The 21,122-nt window shown below is 65.9% G+C and carries 20 protein-coding genes; all 20 read left to right on the forward strand.

What is annotated here, in order from left to right:
* Positions 1–2: 2 nt before the first annotated feature.
* The 20 genes from EO174_RS16715 (at position 3) to fliP (ending at position 20,793) form a co-directional block, all read left to right on the forward strand.
* On the forward strand, positions 3–1,148 hold the full coding sequence (locus EO174_RS16715; RefSeq protein ID WP_126946009.1) for an aromatic ring-hydroxylating dioxygenase subunit alpha: 1,146 nt from the start codon (positions 3–5) through the stop codon (positions 1,146–1,148).
* A complete protein-coding gene (locus EO174_RS16720) occupies positions 1,138–1,761 on the forward strand; it encodes a UDP-3-O-(3-hydroxymyristoyl)glucosamine N-acyltransferase (RefSeq protein ID WP_104582696.1) in 624 nt (207 codons plus the stop codon). Before EO174_RS16715 ends, EO174_RS16720 begins: the two co-directional genes overlap by 11 nt.
* Positions 1,758–3,281, forward strand: coding sequence for an FkbM family methyltransferase (locus tag EO174_RS16725; RefSeq protein WP_126946012.1), 1,524 nt, complete (start codon positions 1,758–1,760; stop codon positions 3,279–3,281). The genes EO174_RS16720 and EO174_RS16725 overlap by 4 nt, the downstream gene beginning before the upstream one ends.
* Positions 3,282–3,559: 278 nt before the next feature.
* Complete coding sequence (locus tag EO174_RS16730) at positions 3,560–4,435, forward strand: hypothetical protein (RefSeq protein WP_241240033.1); 876 nt, start codon at positions 3,560–3,562, stop codon at positions 4,433–4,435.
* 54 nt (positions 4,436–4,489) lie between these two features.
* On the forward strand, positions 4,490–4,834 hold the full coding sequence (locus EO174_RS23260; protein ID WP_241240034.1) for a hypothetical protein: 345 nt from the start codon (positions 4,490–4,492) through the stop codon (positions 4,832–4,834).
* A 43-nt stretch (positions 4,835–4,877) separates the two neighbouring features.
* Complete coding sequence (locus EO174_RS16735; protein ID WP_126946015.1) at positions 4,878–5,627, forward strand: 3-deoxy-manno-octulosonate cytidylyltransferase; 750 nt, start codon at positions 4,878–4,880, stop codon at positions 5,625–5,627.
* Positions 5,624–6,391 carry an FkbM family methyltransferase gene (locus EO174_RS16740; protein ID WP_126946018.1) on the forward strand — a complete coding sequence of 256 codons (768 nt, stop codon included), beginning with the start codon at positions 5,624–5,626 and terminating at the stop codon, positions 6,389–6,391. The genes EO174_RS16735 and EO174_RS16740 overlap by 4 nt, the downstream gene beginning before the upstream one ends.
* A gap of 212 nt (positions 6,392–6,603) precedes the next feature.
* Positions 6,604–10,113, forward strand: coding sequence for a glycosyltransferase (locus EO174_RS16745; RefSeq protein ID WP_126946090.1), 3,510 nt, complete (start codon positions 6,604–6,606; stop codon positions 10,111–10,113).
* 505 nt (positions 10,114–10,618) lie between these two features.
* Positions 10,619–10,990: a flagellar hook-basal body complex protein FliE gene (gene fliE, locus EO174_RS16750; protein ID WP_006449786.1), complete on the forward strand. Its 372-nt coding sequence runs from the start codon at positions 10,619–10,621 to the stop codon at positions 10,988–10,990.
* Positions 10,991–11,003: 13 nt separating this feature from the next.
* The gene (gene fliF, locus EO174_RS16755; RefSeq protein ID WP_126946021.1) at positions 11,004–12,734 is read left to right on the forward strand and encodes a flagellar basal-body MS-ring/collar protein FliF; all 1,731 of its coding nucleotides are present in this window, start codon (positions 11,004–11,006) and stop codon (positions 12,732–12,734) included.
* A 10-nt stretch (positions 12,735–12,744) separates the two neighbouring features.
* Entirely contained in the window at positions 12,745–13,734 is a 990-nt protein-coding gene (gene fliG / locus EO174_RS16760; protein ID WP_016904678.1) for a flagellar motor switch protein FliG, read from the forward strand.
* Positions 13,731–14,351 carry a FliH/SctL family protein gene (locus tag EO174_RS16765; RefSeq protein ID WP_104582702.1) on the forward strand — a complete coding sequence of 207 codons (621 nt, stop codon included), beginning with the start codon at positions 13,731–13,733 and terminating at the stop codon, positions 14,349–14,351. The genes fliG and EO174_RS16765 overlap by 4 nt, the downstream gene beginning before the upstream one ends.
* Positions 14,348–15,730, forward strand: a complete 1,383-nt coding sequence (gene fliI / locus EO174_RS16770; protein ID WP_104648693.1) for a flagellar protein export ATPase FliI — start codon at positions 14,348–14,350, stop codon at positions 15,728–15,730. The genes EO174_RS16765 and fliI overlap by 4 nt, the downstream gene beginning before the upstream one ends.
* Before the next feature lie 3 nt (positions 15,731–15,733).
* Positions 15,734–16,189: a flagellar export protein FliJ gene (fliJ, locus tag EO174_RS16775; RefSeq protein WP_104582704.1), complete on the forward strand. Its 456-nt coding sequence runs from the start codon at positions 15,734–15,736 to the stop codon at positions 16,187–16,189.
* A complete protein-coding gene (locus EO174_RS16780; protein ID WP_126946024.1) occupies positions 16,186–17,469 on the forward strand; it encodes a flagellar hook-length control protein FliK in 1,284 nt (427 codons plus the stop codon). Before fliJ ends, EO174_RS16780 begins: the two co-directional genes overlap by 4 nt.
* A 165-nt stretch (positions 17,470–17,634) precedes the next feature.
* On the forward strand, positions 17,635–18,183 hold the full coding sequence (locus EO174_RS16785; RefSeq protein WP_180496968.1) for a flagellar basal body-associated FliL family protein: 549 nt from the start codon (positions 17,635–17,637) through the stop codon (positions 18,181–18,183).
* A 10-nt stretch (positions 18,184–18,193) separates the two neighbouring features.
* The gene (gene fliM / locus EO174_RS16790) at positions 18,194–19,207 is read left to right on the forward strand and encodes a flagellar motor switch protein FliM (RefSeq protein WP_104582707.1); all 1,014 of its coding nucleotides are present in this window, start codon (positions 18,194–18,196) and stop codon (positions 19,205–19,207) included.
* Positions 19,204–19,542, forward strand: a complete 339-nt coding sequence (gene fliN / locus EO174_RS16795) for a flagellar motor switch protein FliN (protein WP_104648690.1) — start codon at positions 19,204–19,206, stop codon at positions 19,540–19,542. The genes fliM and fliN overlap by 4 nt, the downstream gene beginning before the upstream one ends.
* On the forward strand, positions 19,539–19,946 hold the full coding sequence (gene fliO, locus EO174_RS16800) for a flagellar biosynthetic protein FliO (protein ID WP_126946027.1): 408 nt from the start codon (positions 19,539–19,541) through the stop codon (positions 19,944–19,946). Before fliN ends, fliO begins: the two co-directional genes overlap by 4 nt.
* Position 19,947: 1 nt before the next feature.
* Positions 19,948–20,793, forward strand: a complete 846-nt coding sequence (fliP, locus tag EO174_RS16805; RefSeq protein WP_039521458.1) for a flagellar type III secretion system pore protein FliP — start codon at positions 19,948–19,950, stop codon at positions 20,791–20,793.
* Positions 20,794–21,122 lie beyond the last annotated feature (329 nt).

Raw genomic sequence — 21,122 nt, forward strand, 5'->3', positions numbered from 1 at the left:
CGATGCGATCGCGAATGCACCCCAGCTACTACCTGTCGACGGACATCTTCGCCCGCGAACAGCGCAAGATCTTTCGCAAGGCCTGGCTGTTTGCCGGGCTGAAGACGCTGCTGCCCGACAACAACTGCTTCATCACCCGCAGGCTCGCTGGCATTCCGGTGCTGATCCAGAACTTCCAGGGCCGCCTGCGCGCGTTCGAGAACGTCTGCCTGCACCGCAGCGCGCTGCTGCAGACCACTGCGGTGGGAAAGCGCCCGTTGGTCTGTCCCTACCATGCATGGAAGTACGACGCAGACGGTCGGGTTGAGAACATCCCCGAGTGCGCGGCTGTGTATGGCTTCGACGAGGAAGAAAGACGCGGCCTGAAATTGCGGGAGTTCGCCCTGCGCGAGGTGGGCAACCTGCTGTTCGTCAACCTCGATCCCGACCCGATGCCGATCGAGGAACAGTTTTCGGCAGACTTCATCGCCTTGCTGGAAAGCAGTTCCAATGCCTATGACACCGAGGTCATGGTGACCACGTGGCGTGGCCGGTACAACTGGAAACTCGCTTACGAAAATCTTCGCGATGCCAATCACCCGCGCTTCGTCCACCCCAAGACACTGGCCAAGAGCGTCAGCTTCACTCCCGAGGTAAACGAGGAACAAGCCAGGGAGTCCATGGAAGCGTTGCAAGACAGCTCGCCCGCTGCCTTGAGGCGTGAGATGCGCCGCTTCAGTTTCGGCGGCCCGGAAGCCGCCATCCCCAACCTTCAGCATTTCGGCTGGCACGAGAAAGTGGAACGCTGGGGCAAGCAGGACGCCTACTTCAATTGGCTTGCCTTCCCAAACCTGCATATCGCCAGTGCTAACGGCGGCTATTCCTTCACCCTGGAACACCACATTCCCGTCGCGCCGGACCAGACCGACCTGGAAATCTACTGGTTTAGCGCACGCAGGAAACAGCCTTACGGTTCCTCCAGCCAAGTGCTACTGGCACAGATGCACGGCAGCAAGGTGGTGGTAGGCGAAGACGTGGACATCATGGAGCGGGTGCAGGCGGCCTTGCACACAGACGCTCCGCTACCTACCCAGGGAGCCTATGAATCCATGAATCGCCTGGTCGAACGCTGGTACACGACGCTGATGGAGACCGAACATGAAATCTAGGTGGATCATCGGCAGCAGCGACTACCTCGACCTGGCCTTTCATGCCTGGAAGCAGACGCGGCAGGACGAGACGGTCATCAGGGTCGACGTGCCACAAGACGCGGGACACGAGTTCGATCTTGGCGTGCTGGATGGGCTGAATCCGACCGAAGGGGCCATGTTTGTGGCTTTCGACGAACGCTTCGGCAACTTCAAGCGCATGGAATTGATGCAGGCAGCAATGGAACGTGGCTTCAAGCTGGAGCCCTTCATCCACCCCAGCGCAGCCATCGGCGCTGACACGGTCATCGGACTCAACGCATTCGTGGGTGCCCATGCCGTCGTCGGGCACGGGTGCAGGATCGACTACAACACCGTCATCCATGCCGGCGCGCACCTCGGACCGGCATGCCGCGTCAAATCGTCATGCTGGATAGAGAACGGTGTGCACGTCGGCGCGGGCGTCGAGATCGGCGGCAATAGCATCCTGCGGACTGGCGCCATCGTGCGCGGTGGCGTCAAGGTGGGACGAAGCTGCGAACTTGGCTGGCCGCGCGTCTACTGCGAGGACGTACCTGCCAAGACCTATTTCGACGCCCGCTACGACGCCCCTATTCACACCTACGAGAGATGACGTTCATGAGCTCAAGAAATGAGCAGCTTCGCCAACAGATTCTCCGAATTGCGGAGCAGGAGCGCCCCGTACTCGAAGATGTCATCGCGCGCCTGCCCGCGATTGCCGGCCGCCCTGCATTCCTCGTCGCTCCCGAGTCCTATGCTGGCGTGGTGCATGGCCCCAGCGTCGTTGCCGACCTGCGCCATGTGGTTGCCGCGATTGATGACCAAAGCATCCACCTGGACCGCATTCACGGCGCACCGCGCTGGAGTAGTCAGGAGTTCCTTGCCAAGGCAGGGCAGTACGCCGATGCGATCGCTATCGATTTCTCTTGCAGCCCGCGCGGTCGGGCGTTTGCAAATGACCTCTGTACCAGCGCGGGCATCGAGCAACTGAGCATTGCGCCTTGCCTGGATCCGCTGATCCCACGCTTCGAGCAACGCCCCCTCTTTCTGCTCCATCCGCGCTCGGGCATTGGCGAGATTTATGGCCCAAAGATCGTCCAGCGCTCCAGCCATGTCATTGCCGCCGTCGATGACCAGCCAAGCGACAGCGACACCGTTCATGGCGTGCCGCGTTGGAGCTCGCGCCAGTTCATTGAACAAGCGGCTCAGCATCCCCAGGCATTGGCCATCGATTTTTCCTACAGCCCTGGAGAATCGGGTCTTGCCCGCAAGCTCTGCGAACAAGCAGGCATTGAAAGGGTGGATGCCTGCCTGGCCGTTGCGCACTGTGGGCTGCCCGCCGTATACGAGCCTGCCCGGGTATACCGTCAGCGGACGCTTGCGCGCCTGGACGAATTCCTGCGTCTTGCCGATCGACTGGACGACGATCTCAGCGTCTTTACGCTCTACAGCAACCTGTTGTTCCGCCTGACCTACAACTCCAGCCTCCTGTTGGATTGCTGGGCGACGCCGATCAACGAGTACTTTTCAACATACGCCGATAGCAGCACATTCCAGCTGGGTCGGCGTGAACATTTCTGCGATGGCGGTGCCTTCCAGGGCCCCATCGTGCACAAGTTTCTGGAAGCATCCCGCCATCATTATGAAAGCATCACCGCCTTTGAACCCGATAGCATCAACTTCCAGAAATTGGAGGGCATCGCCAGCACCCTCCCCCTTCCCCCGCATAACTTCAGGGCCATAAAGAAAGCCATCTCCAACGAACAGACGACGCTGCGCTTCGAGCAGACCGGCACCGTTTCCAGCCATGTATCGCCAAATGGCGGAATCTCCGTGGCTACGACACGCCTGGACGACGAGCTGGAAAAGCTCACCCTACTGAAGTTGGACATCGAAGGGTTCGAGGCCAGGGCACTGGAAGGCGCATCTCACCTCATCCGTACCCAGCGCCCCCGCATGGCCATCTGTGTATACCACTACGCCCAGGATCTGCTGGATATCGTGGAGCAACTGGACAAACTGGTCGATGGCTATCACTTCCGTCTACGCCAGCACTCTCCCGGCCACTACTACGACCTCGTTTTGTATGCATCGCCCGTGGCCGGTGCCGCACCGCCGCCCTGGGCGGAGTAAGCCCGGGGAAACTCACGACTTGAGAGATGGAGCGATGACTGACGCCCGCAACGCGGGGGGCTTAAAAAATCGTCGCGATGTGCGCGGCCCGCTTTGTCCGACGATGACCGCCTACGCCGCATCCGTCAGGCGCCCAGCGCCATGTCGCCGACTCGATCGTGACATGGCGCTGGATGATCGCAATCGCAATCGGCGCGATGCTGCTCGACGAAGAACAACAGCATCTCCGAATTCAATGACACTGATAAGACCAGCAAAGTACATAAGGAAGCCCTGTCATGGCGTTAGCAGTCGGCTCGATCGAGCGAGCCACGATCAAATATCCAGGACTGAATCTGCGCAGCACCAAGTTGATCGGCTGGGGGGCAGGACAGTTTTTCCGTGATTTCTATCCAGCCATCGCCCAGCAGTTGAACTTGCAGTACACCATCTGCCCGCGGCCGGAGAATCAGGGCACAACTGTCCATGGCCTGCCGGTCAGACCACCTTCGGCACTGGAGGAGGAATCGGTCGATGATGTGCTGATCGTCATCTTCTCCAATCACGCCGCAGAGGTGATGAACCAGATTGCAAAGGCACATGGCCGTTTCCGCACGGTACGTGCCGTCGAATACGGCCAGGGCAGCGTTGCACTGTTGCAGGAATTGCAGGATTTCTCGCGCCTGTTGCCCGAGCTGCAACTGTCGCGACAACTGACCAAGCCGGATACCGGCATCTTCGTGCAGGGGCTAGCGTTCGACTTTACGCCCCTGGTGCTGGCCTGGAATCGTCTGCGTTTCCCTTGGGCGTACCAGTGCATGGTGACCTGGGACCACCAACCAAGTGCGCTACTGGACCGCTGCAGGCCCTGGCTGGATAAGCTGATTCTGGTGCCTCAGCCGGACAACCTGGGCCTGCACTACCGCAATGCGGTGCTGCGTTCCGCACGTCTGGGCGTGGAGCATCTGGCCGAGCAAGGCATCGCGTTTGCGGTGCGTTGCCGTAGCGACAACGTGCTGACCGGCTCAACGCACGACGCCATCAATGTCCATTTCAGAGGCAAACGCAATCAAGGAAAAATCGCAATTTCTTTGGGAGCGGGGTTTCGAAACATCCCGTTCCTTTTCACCGAGAAAGCCATGCTTGGCAGGACGCAGGACATGCTGGCTTTGTAGTCGATGCCAGAGGATCCGCGACCGGCGAATTATGCGGACGACGAGTTTTCTCCAATGAACGAACTTGCACCCGATCGGCATTTTCAACAGCTGAGCCAATACGCCTTCGAATCGTCGTTGTGGAAGAGCTACGCACGCCAGCTCGGATTTCCGGCAGAGACCCTGGTCGACAGCTACCGTTTTGCAAAGTCCCGTCTGCTGGCATTGGAGCCACAGATGAGCTGGACGTCATTGAAGCTCGTGTCGTTGTTCAATGTAGCGCGCGACAACAGCTACGGTTTCTCGACGGACTTGTGGAACCGGCTGTTCACTGACACCGATGCGGTACTTGAGGCTGCCGAGGCAGTCAGCCGGCTGGAGCTCAACTCCACCGATTTTTGGCAAGGCAGAGTTGGCTGAGCCGCCCTCGCCACTCAACGCCATCGGTTGCCAGGAGGCTTCTATGACTTACGCCATCATCATCCCCGCGCGACGCGACTCTTCGCGCCTGCCCGGAAAACCGTTGATCGAGCTAGGCGGTGTGCCCATGATCGTGCGCACCTATCAGCAATGCGCCAAGGCGGCGCCGGCCGAGCAGATTCTGGTCGCCACCGACTGCGATGTGATTCAACGTACCTGCGAGCAGGCCGGCATCCGCACCTTGCTGACCTCCAGTGCCTGCCTGACCGGCACCGATCGCGTTGCCGAAGTTGCACAACAGCTCGACGTGGACACCTACATCAATGTGCAGGGTGACGATCCGCTATTCAATCCACAAGACCTACGCCTGCTGATAGACGCTGCGACAGCAGCGCCGAGTGATGTGATCAACGGTTACTGCCCGGTCGCCAACATCGACGAGTTCCGTAATCCGAGCGTGCCCAAAGTGGTCGTTCGCCCGGATGGGCGTTTGCTGTACATGTCGCGCGCGGCAATCCCGGTCACCAAGCAAGGCGAGTTCCGGCACGCCTGGCGGCAGGTCTGCGCCTATGCGTTTCCCAGGCAGGCATTGCAGGCGTTTGCATCGGTGTCTTGCAAGACGCCCCTGGAAGAAATCGAGGATATCGAGATCCTGCGCTTTCTCGAACTGGGCTTCGAAGTGCGCATGGTGCAGATGAGCAACCAGTCGATCGCGGTGGATACGCCGGCTGATGTAGTGCGGGTGGAAGCGGCACTGCGCATGATGCAGCTCGGCGAGCAGAACGCGCCATGAGCCAGGATGAGACGTCCGACACGCAGCCCGGCATGCATTCGCCCATCTGCGGCACATCCGATCTCAGAAACCAGGCGCATGCCCAGGCGTATTCGCCACGTCGCTTCTTCGACCAGTTACTGAAGACCGACGCGCCGGTGGTGCTGGACGTGGGTGCGCATCGCGGCGAGTCGATCCAGCACTTCAAGTCGATTTATCCGGATTGCCAGATGTATTCGTTCGAGCCAGATCCGCAGAATTTTGCCGAGCTGGAAAAAGTGGCTGCACAGTTCGGCACGACCACCAGGTGTGTTGCATTGGGCGAGAAGGAAGAAGTCGGTCATTATTACCGGCAGAGCATCTCGCACCTGGGCGGGTTGCTGCCGATCAACGCGGAGTCCACCGACTCGCTCGGCTATGCGCGGCAGGCGACGAACGAGGAAATTGTGGTCAGCAAGACCACCCTCGACGATGCCTGCGTCTTGCTGGGGATCGCCCAGGTACATATTCTCAAGATCGATGTGCAGGGGTTCGAGCGACAGGTGCTGGAGGGTGCAACTGCGATCCTGCAGCACACCGACTGCGCAGTGATCGAAATCGGCCTTTACGATTTCTACGGCAAGACCAACAGCTTCGTCGAGGTGGTCAACCTGATGCAGGCGGCCGGCTTTTCGTTGTGGGACATCGCCAAACTGTCGAAGAACCCAAAGAGCCTGCGTACCGATTGGATCGAGGTGGTGTATCGCAAAGACTCAGCACAACCGCGAGATCGTCCTCAGCCCTAAGGGCGACTGCGTGCCGCTGCCGGTCAGGTTGCCACCGCACCACCGACGGCACGCTTATTGCATGACCGGCCAGGTTGAACCCCACCCAGGTGCGCTATCTACTGGCGCACGATGGGGCGCCCCGCCCTCCCCCGTTCCGCGCCTTGGATCCACCTGTGACTGTTCAAGCCAATCGATCGCCGATGACGCCCAACGCCCTGGTCAGCATCGTCATGCCCGCCTACAAGCCGCGCTATGTCGCGCAGGCGCTGGACAGCGTGCTGGCGCAGACCTACACGGCGTTGGAACTGGTGATCTGCGACGACAATGGCGATGGCGCGATTGAGGCTGTGCTGGCGCCGCGCCTGGCGAGCGCTCCCTTCCCGATCCGCTACCACCGCAATCCGGCGCGACTGGGCGAACTCGGCAGCACCATCAAGGGCATCGGCCTGGCGCAAGGCGAATACGTCAAGTTCCTGCATGACGACGATGTGCTGCAGCCGGACTGCATTGCGCAGTTGGTGTCGGCGATGGAACGCAACCCCGGCACCGCGCTGGCGTCCTCGCGCCGGCTGCGGATCGACGATGACGGCGCCCCGTTGCCCGACATCCTGGCCACCAACTTTTCGTTCGGCGAGGACGTGCTGATCGACGGGCCGGAGCTGGTGTCGTTCCTGGCCGACCATGCCATCAACTTCATCGGCGAGCCGAGTTGCGTGCTTGCACGGCGCGCCGACCTGGTGGCGCTGGGCAATGAGCTGATGATGTTGAACGGCAAGGCCATCCACTGGGTCGGCGACCTGGCGATCTACGTCAAGCTGCTGCGTCACGGCAACCTGGCCTTGCTGTCCAGCCCGCTCACGCATTTTCGCGTGTCCAGCGTGCAGTTCAGTCAGGCCGGCCGCGATCAGGTCGGGGTCGGCGACCAGGGCCACGAAGATCTGCGCCAGGGCATCCGCCAGTTGGGCTGGCGGCGCGAGAGCGGCGACAACCGCCAAGTGCGCGTCGCCCCACTCAGCCCGCACAAGGCACGCGTGTTCAAGTCGGTGGATCTGGTCAATGCGTTGATGCAGAGCGCGGGGTTGGCCGAGCGCGTGTCGCCGTCCACCTGGTTGGGTGTGCGGCATCCGAGCATGGTCCAGCGCGGCTTGATCGATGCGCGCTTGCAGGCGCATGCGGGCGGCCCGCGGATCGCAGTAATGCTGATCGACGACACTGGCGACGCGGCAGCGGTGGCCGCAACCCAGGCCAGCCTGGCAGCGGTGGCGTGTTATCCGAATCAGCAGACCTGGGTGCTCAGCAGCTCCCCGCAGCAGGCCGCCGAGCACGGCGAGCGCGGTGTGCTGGTCGGCCCGGACGGGCTGGTGTCCACGCTCAACCGGACCATCGCCGCACAACAGTCCATCGACTGGGTACTGCTGGTCGAGGCCGGCAGCCTGTTCACCGCCAGCGGCCTGCTAGTCGTGGCGCTGGAGATGCTTGCGCTGCCGGACACGTGTCAGGCCATCTACGCCGATGAAGTGGTCGCGTTGGACGACGGCCAGCTGGGGCTGGCGATGCGGCCGGCGCTATATCTGGACATGTTGCTGAGTGCGCCGTCGACGATGTCGCGGCACTGGCTGTTCCGGCACCCCACGCTGGTTGCCGATGGCGGTTTTCCGGCTGGAACGGGCGACGCCTTCGAACTGGATTACCAGCTGGGGCTAGTCGAACGCTACGGCCTGGCCTGCGTCCAGCACATCGCCGAACCCTTGCTGGTGGCATCGGCCAGCACGCGGCATGGCGACGAAGACCAGCAGCGCGCCATCAGCCGCCATCTTGCCGCGCGCGGATACGTGGACGCGGTGGTGGACAGCAACGGCCCCGGCCGGCACGCGGTGGATTACCGCCATGCACAGCAGCCGCTGGTCAGCATTCTGGTGCTGGTGGATGGCCGCCTGGCGCAGCTGCAACGCTGCCTGGAAAGCGTGCTCGCCAACACCGGCTACCCGCATTACGAGCTGCTGTTGCTGGATCGCGGCGACAGCGCCGAGCCGGCGCTGCGCGACTGGCTGGCGGGCATCGACAACCTTGGCCTGCAGCAGATCCGCGTGCTGCGCTTCGACGGTGCGCCCTCGCGCGAGGCGGCCTGCAATGCGGCGGCCGGGCAGGCGCGTGGGGAGCTGCTGTTGTGGCTGGCAGCGGGCGCCGCGGCGATCAAGGCCGATTGGCTGGCGCAGCTGCTCAACCACGCGCTGCGCCCGGAGGTCGGCGCGGTGGCCGGCAAGCTGCTGCGCGGTGACGGCACCGTGCATCACGCCGGCTTGCTGCTGGGCCTGAGCGCACCGGCAGCACGCGCGTTCGAAGGTGCCGCGTTCGACGACTCCGGCTATCTGCAACGCCTGCAGCTGGATCAGAACTACAGCGCGCTCAGTGGCGAATGCCTGATGCTGCCGCGCCAGCTGTTCCTGGACGCCGGCGGCTTTGCGCAGGAGCCGGCGCTGGCGCAATGGAGCGATGTCGATCTGTGCCTGCGCCTGCAGCAGGCCGGCTATCTCAATGTCTACGCCGCGCGCGCGCAGCTGCTGATCGATCCTCCCGACACAACGCCCTCCACCGCACTCGACGAAGAAGCGATGTATGCGCGCTGGCTACCGGTGATGGCCAACGACCCGGCCTACAACCCGGGCTTCTCGCTGGATCCCGGCGCCGGCTTCCAGCTGGCCGACCCGCGCGCCAGTTGGCGGCCATTGCAGTCGTGGCGACCGCTGCCGACGATGATCGCGCTGCCCGCCGATGTCGAAGGCTGCGGCCACTACCGGGTGATCCAGCCGCTGCGCGCCCTGCGCGAGGCCGGCATGGTCGAAGGCGTGCTGTTCAACGGCTATCTGGAGATCAGCGAGCTGGCGCGTCAGGATCCCGACGTGGTGATCCTGCAACGCCAGGTCGGCGAGCCGCGACTGGAAGCGATGCGGCGGATGCAGGCGCTGTCGCGCGCATTCAAGGTCTATGAGCTGGACGACTATCTGCCCAACCTGCCCCTGAAGAACGCGCATCGCGAGCACATGCCCAAGGACATCCTCAAGACAGTGCGGCGTGGGCTGGGCATGGTGGACCGCTTCGTGGTGTCCACCCAGGCGCTGGCCGAGGCATTCGCCGGGTTGCACAGCGACATCCGCGTGGCCGAGAACCGCCTGCCGCCGCATTGGTGGGAACACCTGCCCGCGCGGTCCGACCGTAAGGAACGCCAGGGCGGCAAGCCGCGCATCGGCTGGGCCGGCGGCGCCAGCCACACCGGCGACCTGGAACTGATCGCCGATGTGGTGCGCGAGCTGGCCGACGAGGTCGAATGGGTGTTCATGGGGATGTATCCGTTCGCACTGCGCCAGCACATCCATCAGTTCCAGCCCGGCGTGCCGATCGACCACTACCCGGCCGCACTGGCGGCGCTGGATCTGGACCTGGCGCTGGCACCGGTGGAACAAAACCTGTTCAACGAGTGCAAGAGCAATCTGCGCCTGCTGGAGTACGGCGCCTGCGGCTACCCGGTGATCGCCAGCGACGTGCGCTGCTACCAGGGCGGCCTGCCGGTGACCCTGGTGAAGAACCGCTACCGCGACTGGATCGGCGCGATCCGTGAGCATTTGGCCGACCCGGCCGCTTCGGCGGCAGAAGGCGCGGCATTGCGTGACGTGGTGCGCCGCGACTGGATGTTGCGCGGCAGCAACCTGGATACCTGGCGGGCGGCCTGGTTGCCCGACTAGCCTGGCACGCCGCTTCAGCGTTCTCCCGCTTGCGGTAGAACGGATGCCTGGCTGCGTGTGAGCTGTCGGTTGCACTACAACTGGTCGCCTGCCGGCTCCCTTCCCCCGCGTGCGGGGGAAGGTGCCCAAAGGGCGGATGGGGGCGTGCGACCACACGCCAGTCCGCGCGTTGCCATGCATGCAGCGGCGTGGCAATTGACAGTGCCGCCCTCATCCGGCGCTGCGCGCCACCTTCTCCCGCCCGCGGGAGAAGGGAAAGCATTGGCTGCGCGTGACGGGGGAAGGGAAAACCTTGGCTGCGCGTGATCTGTCGGCGCACTGCAGCTGACCACCATCGGCTCCCTTCCCCCGCGTGCGGGGGAAGGTGCCCGAAGGGCGGATGGGGGCCGGAATCGCTGCGACGTGCTCGTGACCGGCGCCCCAGGAACGTCCCGCGCCGGAATCCCGGCGCAGTTTCGGCACGCCGCTTGCATTGGTGTGGATGCCTCCCTGGCTGACCGCACCCATGAGCGACTCCGTTACCTCCATCCTCTCGCAGATCCGCAGCTACCAGACGCAGATGGGCCAAGGCCCGATGGGTGCGGTGGGCGATGCGGCGCGCGGCAACCAGATCCAGGGGCTGGCCGGCACGCAGGGAACGCCGGCCACCCAGGCGCCGAGCTTCAGCGAGACCTTGCGCGGCGCCATCGGCGGCGTGAACGAGGCACAGCAGAAGTCCGGCGCCTTGGCCAAGGCCTTCGAAATGGGCGACCCCAGTGCCGATCTGGCACGGGTCATGGTCGCCTCCCAGCAGTCCCAGGTGGCCTTCCGCGCCACCGTGGAAGTCCGCAACCGTCTCGTCCAGGCTTATCAGGACGTCATGAACATGCCGCTGTAAGGGTTGACGACACATGGCACTCGCGATCACCAAAGAAAACATGAACCAGAACGCCGAAAAGGCGGGGCAATGGTTCGACCGTGTCCGCAGCCTGCAGATCACCCGCAAGCTGACCATGATGGCGATGATCGCCGTGGCGGTGGCGGCCGGTCTGGCGGTGTTCTTCTGGTCGCAGAAACCCGGTTACCAGTCGCTGTACACCGGCCTGGACGACAAGGGCAATGCCGAGGCGGCCGACCTGCTGCGCACCGCGCAGATCCCGTTCAAGATCGACCAGGAAACCGGCGCCATCTCGGTGCCGCAGGACCGTCTGTACGACGCCCGCCTGAAGCTGGCCGGCTCCGGCCTGACCGGCAAGGAAACCGGCGGCGGCTTCGAGCTGATGGAAAAGGACCCGGGCTTCGGCGTCAGCCAGTTTGTCGAAAACGCCCGCTACCAGCACGCCCTGGAGACCGAGTTGTCGCGCACCATCGGCACCCTGCGCCCGGTGCGCGAAGCCCGCGTGCACCTGGCCATTCCCAAGCCCAGCGCCTTCACCCGCCAGCGTGACGTGGCCAGCGCCTCGGTGGTGCTGGAGCTGCGCGGTGGCCAGGGCCTGGAACGCAACCAGGTCGACGCCATCGTCAACCTGGTCGCCTCCAGCATCCCGGACATGACCCCCGAGCGCGTCACCGTGGTCGACCAGAGCGGCCGCATGCTCTCCATCGCCGATCCCAACAGCGACGCCGCCCAGCACGCCGCCCAGTTCGAACAGGTGCGTCGCCAGGAAAGCTCCTACAACCAGCGTATCCGCGAGCTGCTCGAGCCGATGACCGGCCCGGGCCGGGTCAACCCGGAAGTCAGCGTGGACATGGACTTCTCGGTGGTCGAGGAAGCTCGCGAACTCTACAACGGCGAGCCGGCCAAGCTGCGCAGCGAGCAGGTCAGCGACACCAGCACCAGCGCCACCGGCCCGCAGGGCCCGCCGGGCGCCACCAGCAACAGCCCCGGCCAGCCGCCGGCGCCGGCCGCAAACGCCACTGCCGGCGCACCGGGCACCCCGGCCGCTGCCAATGGCCAGGCCGCCGCAGCGGCCGCGCCGACCGAAAGTTCCAAGAGCGCCACCCGCAATTACGAATTGGACCGGACCTTGCAACACACCCGCCAGCCGGCCGGCCGCATCAAGCGGGTGTCGGTGGCGGTGCTGCTGGACAACGTCCCGCGCCCCGGTGCCAAGGGCAAGATGGTCGAGCAGCCGCTGACGGCCGCCGAGCTCACCCGCATCGAGGGCCTGGTCAAGCAGGCGGTGGGCTTCGACGCGGCCCGTGGCGATACGGTGTCGGTGATGAACGCCCCGTTCGTGCGCGAAGCGGTCGCTGGCGAGGAAGGTCCGAAGTGGTGGGAAGACCCGCGCGTGCAGAACGGTCTGCGCCTGCTGGTCGGTGCGGTGGTGGTGCTGGCGCTGCTGTTCGGCGTGGTGCGCCCCACCCTGCGCCAGCTCACCGGCGTGACCGCGATCAAGGAAAAGCAGGCCAAGGGCGGCAACGATGGCACTCCGCAGAGCGCCGACGTGCGGATGGTCGACGATGACGACCTGATGCCGCGCCTGGAAGAGGACACCGCCCAGCTCGGTCAGGACCGCAAGACCCCGATCGCGCTGCCGGACGCCTACGAAGAACGCATGCGCCTCGCACGCGAAGCAGTCAAAGCCGATTCAAAACGTGTCGCACAAGTCGTGAAGGGATGGGTCGCCAGTGAAGCCTGATACACCACCGATGACCGGCGTACAGCGCGCCGCCGTGCTGCTGCTGTCGCTTGGGGAAAGCGACGCCGCCGAAGTGCTCAAGCACATGGACCCCAAGGAGGTGCAGAAGATCGGCATCGCCATGGCCACCATGACCGGCATCTCGCGCGACCAGGTCGAGAAGGTCATGGACGAGTTCAATGGCGAACTGGCCGGCAAGACCTCGCTGGGCGTGGGCGCCGACGACTACATCCGCAACGTGCTGATCCAGGCGCTGGGCGCCGACAAGGCCGGTGGCCTGATCGACCGCATCCTGCTCGGCCGCAACACCACCGGCCTGGACACCCTGAAGTGGATGGACCCGCGCGCGGTGGCCGACCTGGTGCGCAACGAGCACCCGCAGATCATCGCCATCGTCATGGCGCATCTGGACAGCGACCAGGCCGCCGAGGCCCTGAAGCTGCTGCCCGAGCGCACCCGCGCCGACGTGCTGCTGCGCATCGCCACCCTGGACGGCATCCCGCCCAATGCGCTGAGCGAGCTCAACGACATCATGGAGCGCCAGTTTTCCGGCAACCAGAACCTCAAGTCGTCCAACGTGGGCGGCATCAAGGTGGCCGCCAACATCCTAAACTTCCTGGACACCGGCGCCGACCAGGGCGTGCTGGGCGAGATCGGCAAGATCGACGCCGACCTGGCCGGCAAGATCCAGGACCTGATGTTCGTGTTCGACAACCTGGTGGACCTGGACGACCGCGGCCTGCAGACGCTGCTGCGCGAAGTCTCCGGCGAGCGCCTGGGGCTGGCCCTGCGCGGCGCCGACGTCAAGGTGCGCGAGAAGATCACCCGCAACATGTCCCAGCGCGCGGCCGAGATCCTGCTCGAGGACATGGAAGCGCGCGGCCCGGTACGCCTGGCCGACGTGGAAGCGGCGCAGAAGGAAATCCTCACCATCGTCCGCCGCCTGGCTGACGAAGGCGCCATCAGCCTGGGCGGCGCCGGTGCGGAGGCGATGGTATGACCGACATCGTCACCCGCTGGCTGGCCCCCGACCTGCACTTGGAGCCGGCCCCGCCGGAGCCGGAATTCGACGAACCGGCGGTGTACGAGCCGGTGCTGCGTCCGCCGACCCTGGAAGAGATCCAGGCCATCGAAGACGCCGCCCAGCAGGAAGGCTTTGCGCGCGGGCATGCCGACGGCTTTGCCCAGGGCCAGTCGGAGGTGCGCCGCCTGACCGCGCAGATCGACGGCATCCTGGACAACTTCACCCGCCCGCTGGCGCGGCTGGAGAACGAAGTGGTCGGCGCGCTCGGCGAGCTGGCCGTGCGCATCGCCGGTTCGCTGGTCGGGCGTGCCTATCAGGCCGACCCGCAGTTGCTGGCCGAGCTGGTGCACGAGGCCATCGACGCAGTCGGCGGGGCCGGCCGCGAGGTGGAAGTGCGCCTGCACCCGGACGACATCACCGCGCTGCTGCCGCATCTGGCGCCCAGCAGCACCACCCGCGTGGCCCCGGACCTGAGCCTGAGCCGCGGCGACCTGCGCGTGCACGCCGAAAGCGTGCGCGTGGACGGAACACTGGATGCGCGCCTGCGGGCCGCGCTGGAGACGGTCATGCGCAAATCCGGAGCAGGCCTGTGAGCGACCTGTTGGGCACCACCCCGGCCCCGGCCGACTGGCTGGACGCGCGCAACCTGCGCCTGGCCACCCGCCTGGGCGGCCTCGGGCTGGAGCCCACGGCCGGGCGCACCCTGATCCGCGAAGGCATCCTGCGTCGCGCGGTCGGCCTGACCCTGGAAGCCACCGGCTGCGAGGCGCCGATGGGCGCCACCTGCAAGGTCGAGGTCGACGGCGGCTGGGTCGATGCCGAAGTGGTCGGCTTCGCCGGCGAACGCACCTACCTGATGCCCAGCGCCGAACTGCATGGCCTGCTGCCGAACGCCCGCGTGGTGCCCTCGCGGCGCCGCGGCGGCGTGGAAGTGGGCGAAGGCCTGCTCGGCCGGGTCATCGACAGCGACGGCACCCCGCTGGACGGCAAGGGCCCGATCCGCGGCGAAGGCAGCGTCAGCATGGCTGGCGTGTCGATCAACCCGCTGGCGCGCGAGCCGATCACCACCTCATTGGATGTCGGCGTGCGCGCGATCAACGCGCTGCTGCCGATCGGCCGCGGCCAGCGCGTGGGCCTGTTCGCCGGTTCCGGTGTCGGTAAATCGACACTGCTGGGCATGATGACCCGCTTCACCTCGGCCGACGTGATCGTGGTCGGGCTGATCGGCGAACGTGGCCGCGAAGTGCGCGACTTCGTCGAAACCACGCTGGGCGAAGAAGGCCTGCGCCGCGCCGTGGTCGTGGCCGCCCCGGCCGACCGCCCGCCGTTGGCGCGCCTGCATGGCGCCTACCGCGCCACCGCCATTGCCGAATGGTTCCGCGACCAGGGCCTGAACGTGCTGCTGCTGATGGACTCGCTGACCCGTTTCGCCCAGGCGCAGCGCGAGATCGGCCTGTCGGTCGGCGAGCCGCCGACCACCCGCGGCTACCCGCCGTCGGTGTTCGCCAAATTGCCGGCGCTGGTCGAACGGGCCGGCAACGGCGCCAAGGGGCGCGGCTCGATCACCGCCTTCTACACCGTGCTGACCGAAGGCGACGATCCGCAGGACCCGATCGCCGACGCCGCGCGCGCCATTCTCGACGGCCACATCCTGCTCTCGCGCCGGGTTGCCGACAGCGGCCTGTACCCGGCCATCGACGTCGAATCCTCGGTCAGCCGTGTGGTGCAGGACATCGCCGACGACACCTGGCGCCTGCGCATCCGCAAGCTCAAGCGGCTGCTGTCGGCCTACACCGCCAACCGCGACCTGATCGCCATTGGCGCCTACCAGCGCGGCAGCGATCCGGCCACCGACGAAGCATTGGCGCGCTGGCCGGAGATCGTCGAATTCCTCGGCCAGGACGTCCACCGGGCCGCCGACCTGCCCGACAGCCTGTCCGCGTTGCAGCGGCTGGTCGAACCCGAGAACTAATCCATGATGCAATCCAAACGGATCGACCCGCTGCTGCGCCGCGCCCAGGAACAGGAAGACAAGGTGGCGCGCGACCTGGCCGAGCGTCAGCGCGCCCTGGACACCCACCAGTCGCGCCTGGAAGAGCTGCGCCGCTACGCCGAGGAATACGCCAACAGCCACATGGCCGGCACCAGCGCCGCTGCACTGAGCAACCGCCGCGCCTTCCTGGACCGGCTCGACAGCGCGGTGCTGCAGCAGGCACAGACGGTGGAAAACAACCGCAACAAGGTGGAAGCCGAGCGCACCCGGCTGCTGCTGGCCAGCCGCGAGAAGCAGGTGCTGGAACAGCTGGCCGCCAGCTACCGCGCGCAGGAGAACAAGGTGATCGAACGCCGCGACCAGCGTGAGATGGACGACCTCGGCGCGCGTCGTTCGCGCCTGGCCCGCAGCGAAGATACCCACGGAGAATCCGCATGAACCCCTTGTCCGCCTTTGCAGCCGGCCTCGGCGCCCTCGCTAGCACCGGCAGGAAATCCAGCTACAGCGATCCCTCGTCCGAGCCGGACGCCGGCCAGGACCAGTTCGCGCGCATGCTCAACCCGGCCAACACGCCGAACCAGGCCCCGCCGCAGGCGCCCGAGCGCGTGCCGGCCAAGCAGGCCGCGCCCAAGCCCAGCCAGCCCGACAGGCAACGCAGCGACGACGACCACGGCGACGATGCGCCCGGCGATGCCACCGCACGCCCGCGCGCGCAGGATGGCGATGCCAAGGCCGCCAAGGCCGGCGCCAAGGAACCGGCTGCCGCCGACGGCAGCAGCGCCGCCGGCTCCGCCAAGACCGGCAAGCCCACAACCGACGACGAAGACGCGCCGGCCGACGCGGCCACCGCCACCGACCCCAGCTGGCCACCGCCGGGCCTGGGCGGTTTCGGCATGGGCCTGCTGACGCAGGCGCTGCCCGGTGGCGATGTACTCGCCGCCGCAGCCGCGGCACTGGCGGCCGGCGTGACCGCTGCCGCCGGCACCACGCCGACCGCAACTGCGCTGCCGACCGATGCAGCCGCATCCGCCGCACCCACGACCGCCGGCACCGCCCTGCCCGCGTTGGGCGCGCTGGCACCGGCTGCCGCCGCCGGGGCCAAGCCCACGTCCGTCACCGCCTTGAGCGGCGACGCCCAGGCGGCTGCGCTGATGAGCATGGCGACCAAGGCGCTGGACCCGGGCGCCGACGACAGCGCCGGCCCGGCAGCGCCGGACGCCCCGGCGTTCGTGCTGCCAACCACCACCACCGCGACCGCGCTCGGCCGCCTGCAGGACCCGGCGCCGGTGTTCAGCGCCTCGCCCACCCCGACCCCGGACATGGGCAGCGACAGCTTCGACGACGCCATCGGCGCGCGCATGAGCTGGCTGGCCGACCAGAAAATCGGCCATGCGCATATCAAGGTGACCCCGAACGAGATGGGTCCGGTCGAGGTGCGGCTGCACCTGGACGGCGACAAGGTCAATGCCAGCTTCAGCTCCGCCAATGCCGACGTGCGCCAGGCGCTGGAGCAGAGCCTGCCGCGCCTGCGCGAAATGCTCGGGCAGAACGGTTTCCAGCTCGGCCAGGCCGATGTCGGCCAGCAACAGCAGAGCCAGTCCGGCAACCGCAACGGTGGCGGCAGCGACGGCAACGGCCTCAGCCTGGACGACAGCCCACCCGTCGGAATTCCGTCGGTGGTGCTACGCCAGCGTGGATTGCTGGACGCCTACGCCTGAGTCCGCGCGCCGGGAACGTCCCGGCGCGGCCGAAAACCGCGTGTCGGCACGTGCCGGCACCGCCCACCCACCCTCGCAGCGCAAGGCTTGCGGGGGTTTTGCCGTTGAACCTGCACGTGCGCCAGGAAACCGTCGCGTCATTGGCATGCCAATTGCATCCACTGGGTGAGCATTCCCCTGGAGCAGACTGTGGCAGCCGCTGAAAAACCCAAGAAGACCGAAGACAAAGACGACAAGGGCGACAAGAAGAAGGGCGGCAAGAAACTTCTGCTGATCGCCGTCGGGGTCGTGGTGCTGGCCGCGGCCGGCGGCGGCGCCTGGTTCTTCTTCGGCCACAAGGGCGAGGAGAAAGGCGGCAAGCACGACGCGCCCAAGGTGGCCGAGGTGCCCAAGCCGGCGCAGTACTTCCCGATGGACCCGGCGATCGTGGTCAACCTGGCCGACCCCGGCGACGGCCCGCAGTACCTGCAGGTCGAAGTGCAGCTGGTCACCCGCGATCCGGAAGACCTCAAGCTGATCACCGAAAACGCCCCGGCCATCCGCGCGCATCTGCTGATGCTGCTGTCGCAGGTCAAGGCCGCCGATGTGGCCGACCTGGTCGGCAAGCAGAAGCTGCAGAAGGCGGCCCTGGCCGAAGCGCAGAAGGTCATGACCGGCGAGACCGGCAAGAAGTGCGTCGAAGAACTGCTGTTCACCAGTTTCGTCACCCAGTAAGGCCTGCCCCATGAGCGTCAGCGATCTGCTTTCCCAGGACGAAATCGATGCCCTGCTGCATGGCGTGGATTCGGGTGCGGTCAACACCGAGCCGGAGCCGCTGCCCGGCGAGGCGCGCCAGTACGACCTGTCCAGCCAGGACCGCATCATCCGTGGCCGCATGCCGACCCTGGAGATGGTCAACGAGCGCTTCGCGCGGCTGTGGCGCATCGGCCTGTTCAACCTGATCCGGCGCTCTGCCGACCTGTCGGTGCGCGGCATCGACCTGGTCAAGTTCAACGAGTACATGCACTCGCTGTATGTGCCCACCAACCTCAACCTGATCCGCTTCAAGCCGCTGCGCGGCACCGGCCTGATCGTGTTCGAACCCACGCTGGTGTTCACCGTGGTGGACAACTTCTTCGGCGGCGACGGCCGTTACCACACCCGTATCGAAGGCCGTGAATTCACCGCCACCGAGATGCGCGTGGTGCAGCTGATGCTCAAGCAGACCTTCGCCGACCTGAAGGAAGCCTGGGCGCCGGTGATGGAAGTGGACTTCGAGTACATCAACTCGGAGATCAACCCGCATTTCGCCAACATCGTCACCCCGCGCGAGTACGTGGTGGTGTGCCGTTTCCATGTCGAACTGGAAGGCGGCGGCGGCGAGATCCACATCACCCTGCCGTATTCGATGCTGGAGCCGATCCGCGAACTGCTCGATGCCGGCATCCAGAGCGACCGCAACGACCGCGACGACTCCTGGAACGTGATGCTGCGCGAGCAACTGGACACCGCCGAGGTGACCCTGTCCAGCGTGCTGGCCAGCAAGCGCATGAGCCTGCGCCAGCTCACCGGCCTGAAGGTCGGCGACATCCTGCCGATCGACCTGCCCGCACAGGTGCCGCTGTGCGTGGAAGACATCCCGTTGTTCACCGGCGAATTCGGCGTGTCCAATGGCAACAACGCCGTCAAGATCACCGCCGTACGCCCGCCCGGCGTGCAAGCCCCACGCGCCGTTCCCTCCCAGGATTCCAGCAAATGATCAACTCCGACACCCTCGACGCCGCGCCCGCCACCTTCGACAGCCTGCAGGCCGAGCACGACAACAATGCCACCGACCTCAACCTGGACGTCATCCTGGACGTGCCGGTGACGCTGTCGCTGGAAGTGGGCCGCGCGCGCATCCCGATCCGCAACCTGCTGCAGCTCAACCAGGGTTCGGTGGTGGAGCTGGAGCGCGGCGCCGGCGAACCGCTGGACGTGTACGTCAACGGCACCCTGATCGCGCATGGCGAAGTGGTGGTCATCAACGACCGCTTCGGCATCCGCCTGACCGACGTGGTCAGCCCCAGCGAACGGATCCGGAGGCTGCGGTGATCGGCCTGCTGGCCGCTGCCGCGCCGGTCGCGGCCAAGGCCACCCAGGTCGGCGCGCAGGCGCCGTCCTCGCCCAGCCTGTTTGGCGCGATCTTTGCATTGCTGCTGGTGCTGGCGCTGATCGTCGGCCTGGGCTGGTTGCTCAAGCGCATGCCCGGCAGCGGTTTCCGCAACACCGAGGGCCTGCGATTGGTGACCAGCCTGGCGGTGGGTGCCAAGGAACGCGTGGTGGTGGTGGAGGTCAACGGCCAGCAATTGCTGCTGGGCGTCACCGCCGGCGGCATCAACACCTTGCACACCCTGTCCGAACCGCTGCCGCCCGCGCCCGCCCCCACCCTGCCCAACTTCAAGCAACTTCCCAATTTCGCCCAGCTGCTGGCACAGAAGCTGCGCAAGGACCCGTGACATGTTGAGTCGTTGGAATCGCTGGGGGCGCAGCCTCCGCCTGGTGCTGATCCTGCTGGTGATGAGCTGCCCGCTGCTGGCCGCGGCCACGCCTGCCGCATTGCCGGCCATGGCCCAGGCCGCCGCTCCCGCCGCAGCGCCGGCGGCCGCGCCCGCCGGTGCCAATCAGCTGCCGTCGTTGCCCAATGTCAGCGTTGGCCGCATCGGCGACCAGCCGGTAAGCCTGCCGCTGCAGACCTTGCTACTGATGACGGCGATCACCCTGCTGCCGTCGATGTTGCTGGTGCTGACCGCCTTCACCCGCATCACCATCGTGCTGGGCCTGCTGCGCCAGGCGCTGGGTACCGGCCAGACCCCGTCCAACCAGGTACTGCTGGGGCTGTCGATGTTTCTGACCGCGCTGGTGATGATGCCGGTGTGGCAGAAGATGTGGGGCGCGGGCCTGTCGCCGTACCTCAACAACCAGATCGATTTCCAGACCGCCTGGACGCTGACCACCCAGCCGCTGCGCGCCTTCATGCTGGCGCAGATCCGCGAGACCGACCTGATGACCTTCGCCGGCATGGCCGGCGACGGCAAGTACGCCGGCCCGGACGCGGTGCCGTTCCCGGTGCTGGTGGCCTCGTTCGTGACCAGCGAACTGAAGACGGCGTTCGAGATCGGCTTTCTGATCTTCATCCCGTTCGTGATCATCGATCTGGTGGTCGCCAGCGTGCTGATGTCGATGGGCATGATGATGCTGTCGCCGATGTTGATCTCGGCGCCGTTCAAGATCCTGCTGTTCATCCTGGTGGATGGTTGGGTGCTGGTGGTGGGCACGTTGGCGGCGAGCTTCAACGCGTCGTAGCCGCGCGGTTGCACACGCGCCGCCTGCCGGCGTGTCCACCCGGTTTGCCGGCGTGCCAAGGCCGAGCCGCAAACGCCGACGCAACCGCAGAGCAAACAACAACAGCGGTAGCCAGTGCAGCCAACAGCGGCCAAAGCGCACAGCTGCGCAATACCCCAGCCGAGCCACCCAACACGCGTGGCGAGGCATCGCCTCGTACCCCCACCCCAACCCCTCTCTCACTGGAGAGGGGCGAGCTTCTGCAGACCGCACCTTCGTCAGCCCATACCCCGACGCACAGCTCAAATCTCCTCCCCCTATTCACACTCCCGCCTCCCGCCTCCCGATTC

The organism is Xanthomonas sp. BRIP62418 (assembly GCF_003993495.1).
Classification (GTDB): Bacteria; Pseudomonadota; Gammaproteobacteria; order Xanthomonadales; family Xanthomonadaceae; genus Xanthomonas; species Xanthomonas euroxanthea.

What these genes read in the sequence shown, in the direction of transcription:
- fliJ (WP_104582704.1), top strand. Translation starts at nt 15,734, where the DNA reads ATGATGCAATCCAAACGGATCGACCCGCTGCTGCGCCGCGCCCAGGAA.
- EO174_RS23260 (WP_241240034.1), top strand. Translation starts at nt 4,490, where the DNA reads ATGAACGAACTTGCACCCGATCGGCATTTTCAACAGCTGAGCCAATAC.
- EO174_RS16715 (WP_126946009.1), top strand. Translation starts at nt 3, where the DNA reads ATGCGATCGCGAATGCACCCCAGCTACTACCTGTCGACGGACATCTTC.
- EO174_RS16745 (WP_126946090.1), top strand. Translation starts at nt 6,604, where the DNA reads ATGCCCGCCTACAAGCCGCGCTATGTCGCGCAGGCGCTGGACAGCGTG.
- EO174_RS16740 (WP_126946018.1), top strand. Translation starts at nt 5,624, where the DNA reads ATGAGCCAGGATGAGACGTCCGACACGCAGCCCGGCATGCATTCGCCC.
- fliE (WP_006449786.1), top strand. Translation starts at nt 10,619, where the DNA reads ATGAGCGACTCCGTTACCTCCATCCTCTCGCAGATCCGCAGCTACCAG.
- fliM (WP_104582707.1), top strand. Translation starts at nt 18,194, where the DNA reads ATGAGCGTCAGCGATCTGCTTTCCCAGGACGAAATCGATGCCCTGCTG.
- EO174_RS16735 (WP_126946015.1), top strand. Translation starts at nt 4,878, where the DNA reads ATGACTTACGCCATCATCATCCCCGCGCGACGCGACTCTTCGCGCCTG.
- fliN (WP_104648690.1), top strand. Translation starts at nt 19,204, where the DNA reads ATGATCAACTCCGACACCCTCGACGCCGCGCCCGCCACCTTCGACAGC.
- fliG (WP_016904678.1), top strand. Translation starts at nt 12,745, where the DNA reads ATGACCGGCGTACAGCGCGCCGCCGTGCTGCTGCTGTCGCTTGGGGAA.
- EO174_RS16780 (WP_126946024.1), top strand. Translation starts at nt 16,186, where the DNA reads ATGAACCCCTTGTCCGCCTTTGCAGCCGGCCTCGGCGCCCTCGCTAGC.
- EO174_RS16725 (WP_126946012.1), top strand. Translation starts at nt 1,758, where the DNA reads ATGACGTTCATGAGCTCAAGAAATGAGCAGCTTCGCCAACAGATTCTC.
- EO174_RS16765 (WP_104582702.1), top strand. Translation starts at nt 13,731, where the DNA reads ATGACCGACATCGTCACCCGCTGGCTGGCCCCCGACCTGCACTTGGAG.
- EO174_RS16720 (WP_104582696.1), top strand. Translation starts at nt 1,138, where the DNA reads ATGAAATCTAGGTGGATCATCGGCAGCAGCGACTACCTCGACCTGGCC.
- fliF (WP_126946021.1), top strand. Translation starts at nt 11,004, where the DNA reads ATGGCACTCGCGATCACCAAAGAAAACATGAACCAGAACGCCGAAAAG.
- fliP (WP_039521458.1), top strand. Translation starts at nt 19,948, where the DNA reads ATGTTGAGTCGTTGGAATCGCTGGGGGCGCAGCCTCCGCCTGGTGCTG.
- EO174_RS16730 (WP_241240033.1), top strand. Translation starts at nt 3,560, where the DNA reads ATGGCGTTAGCAGTCGGCTCGATCGAGCGAGCCACGATCAAATATCCA.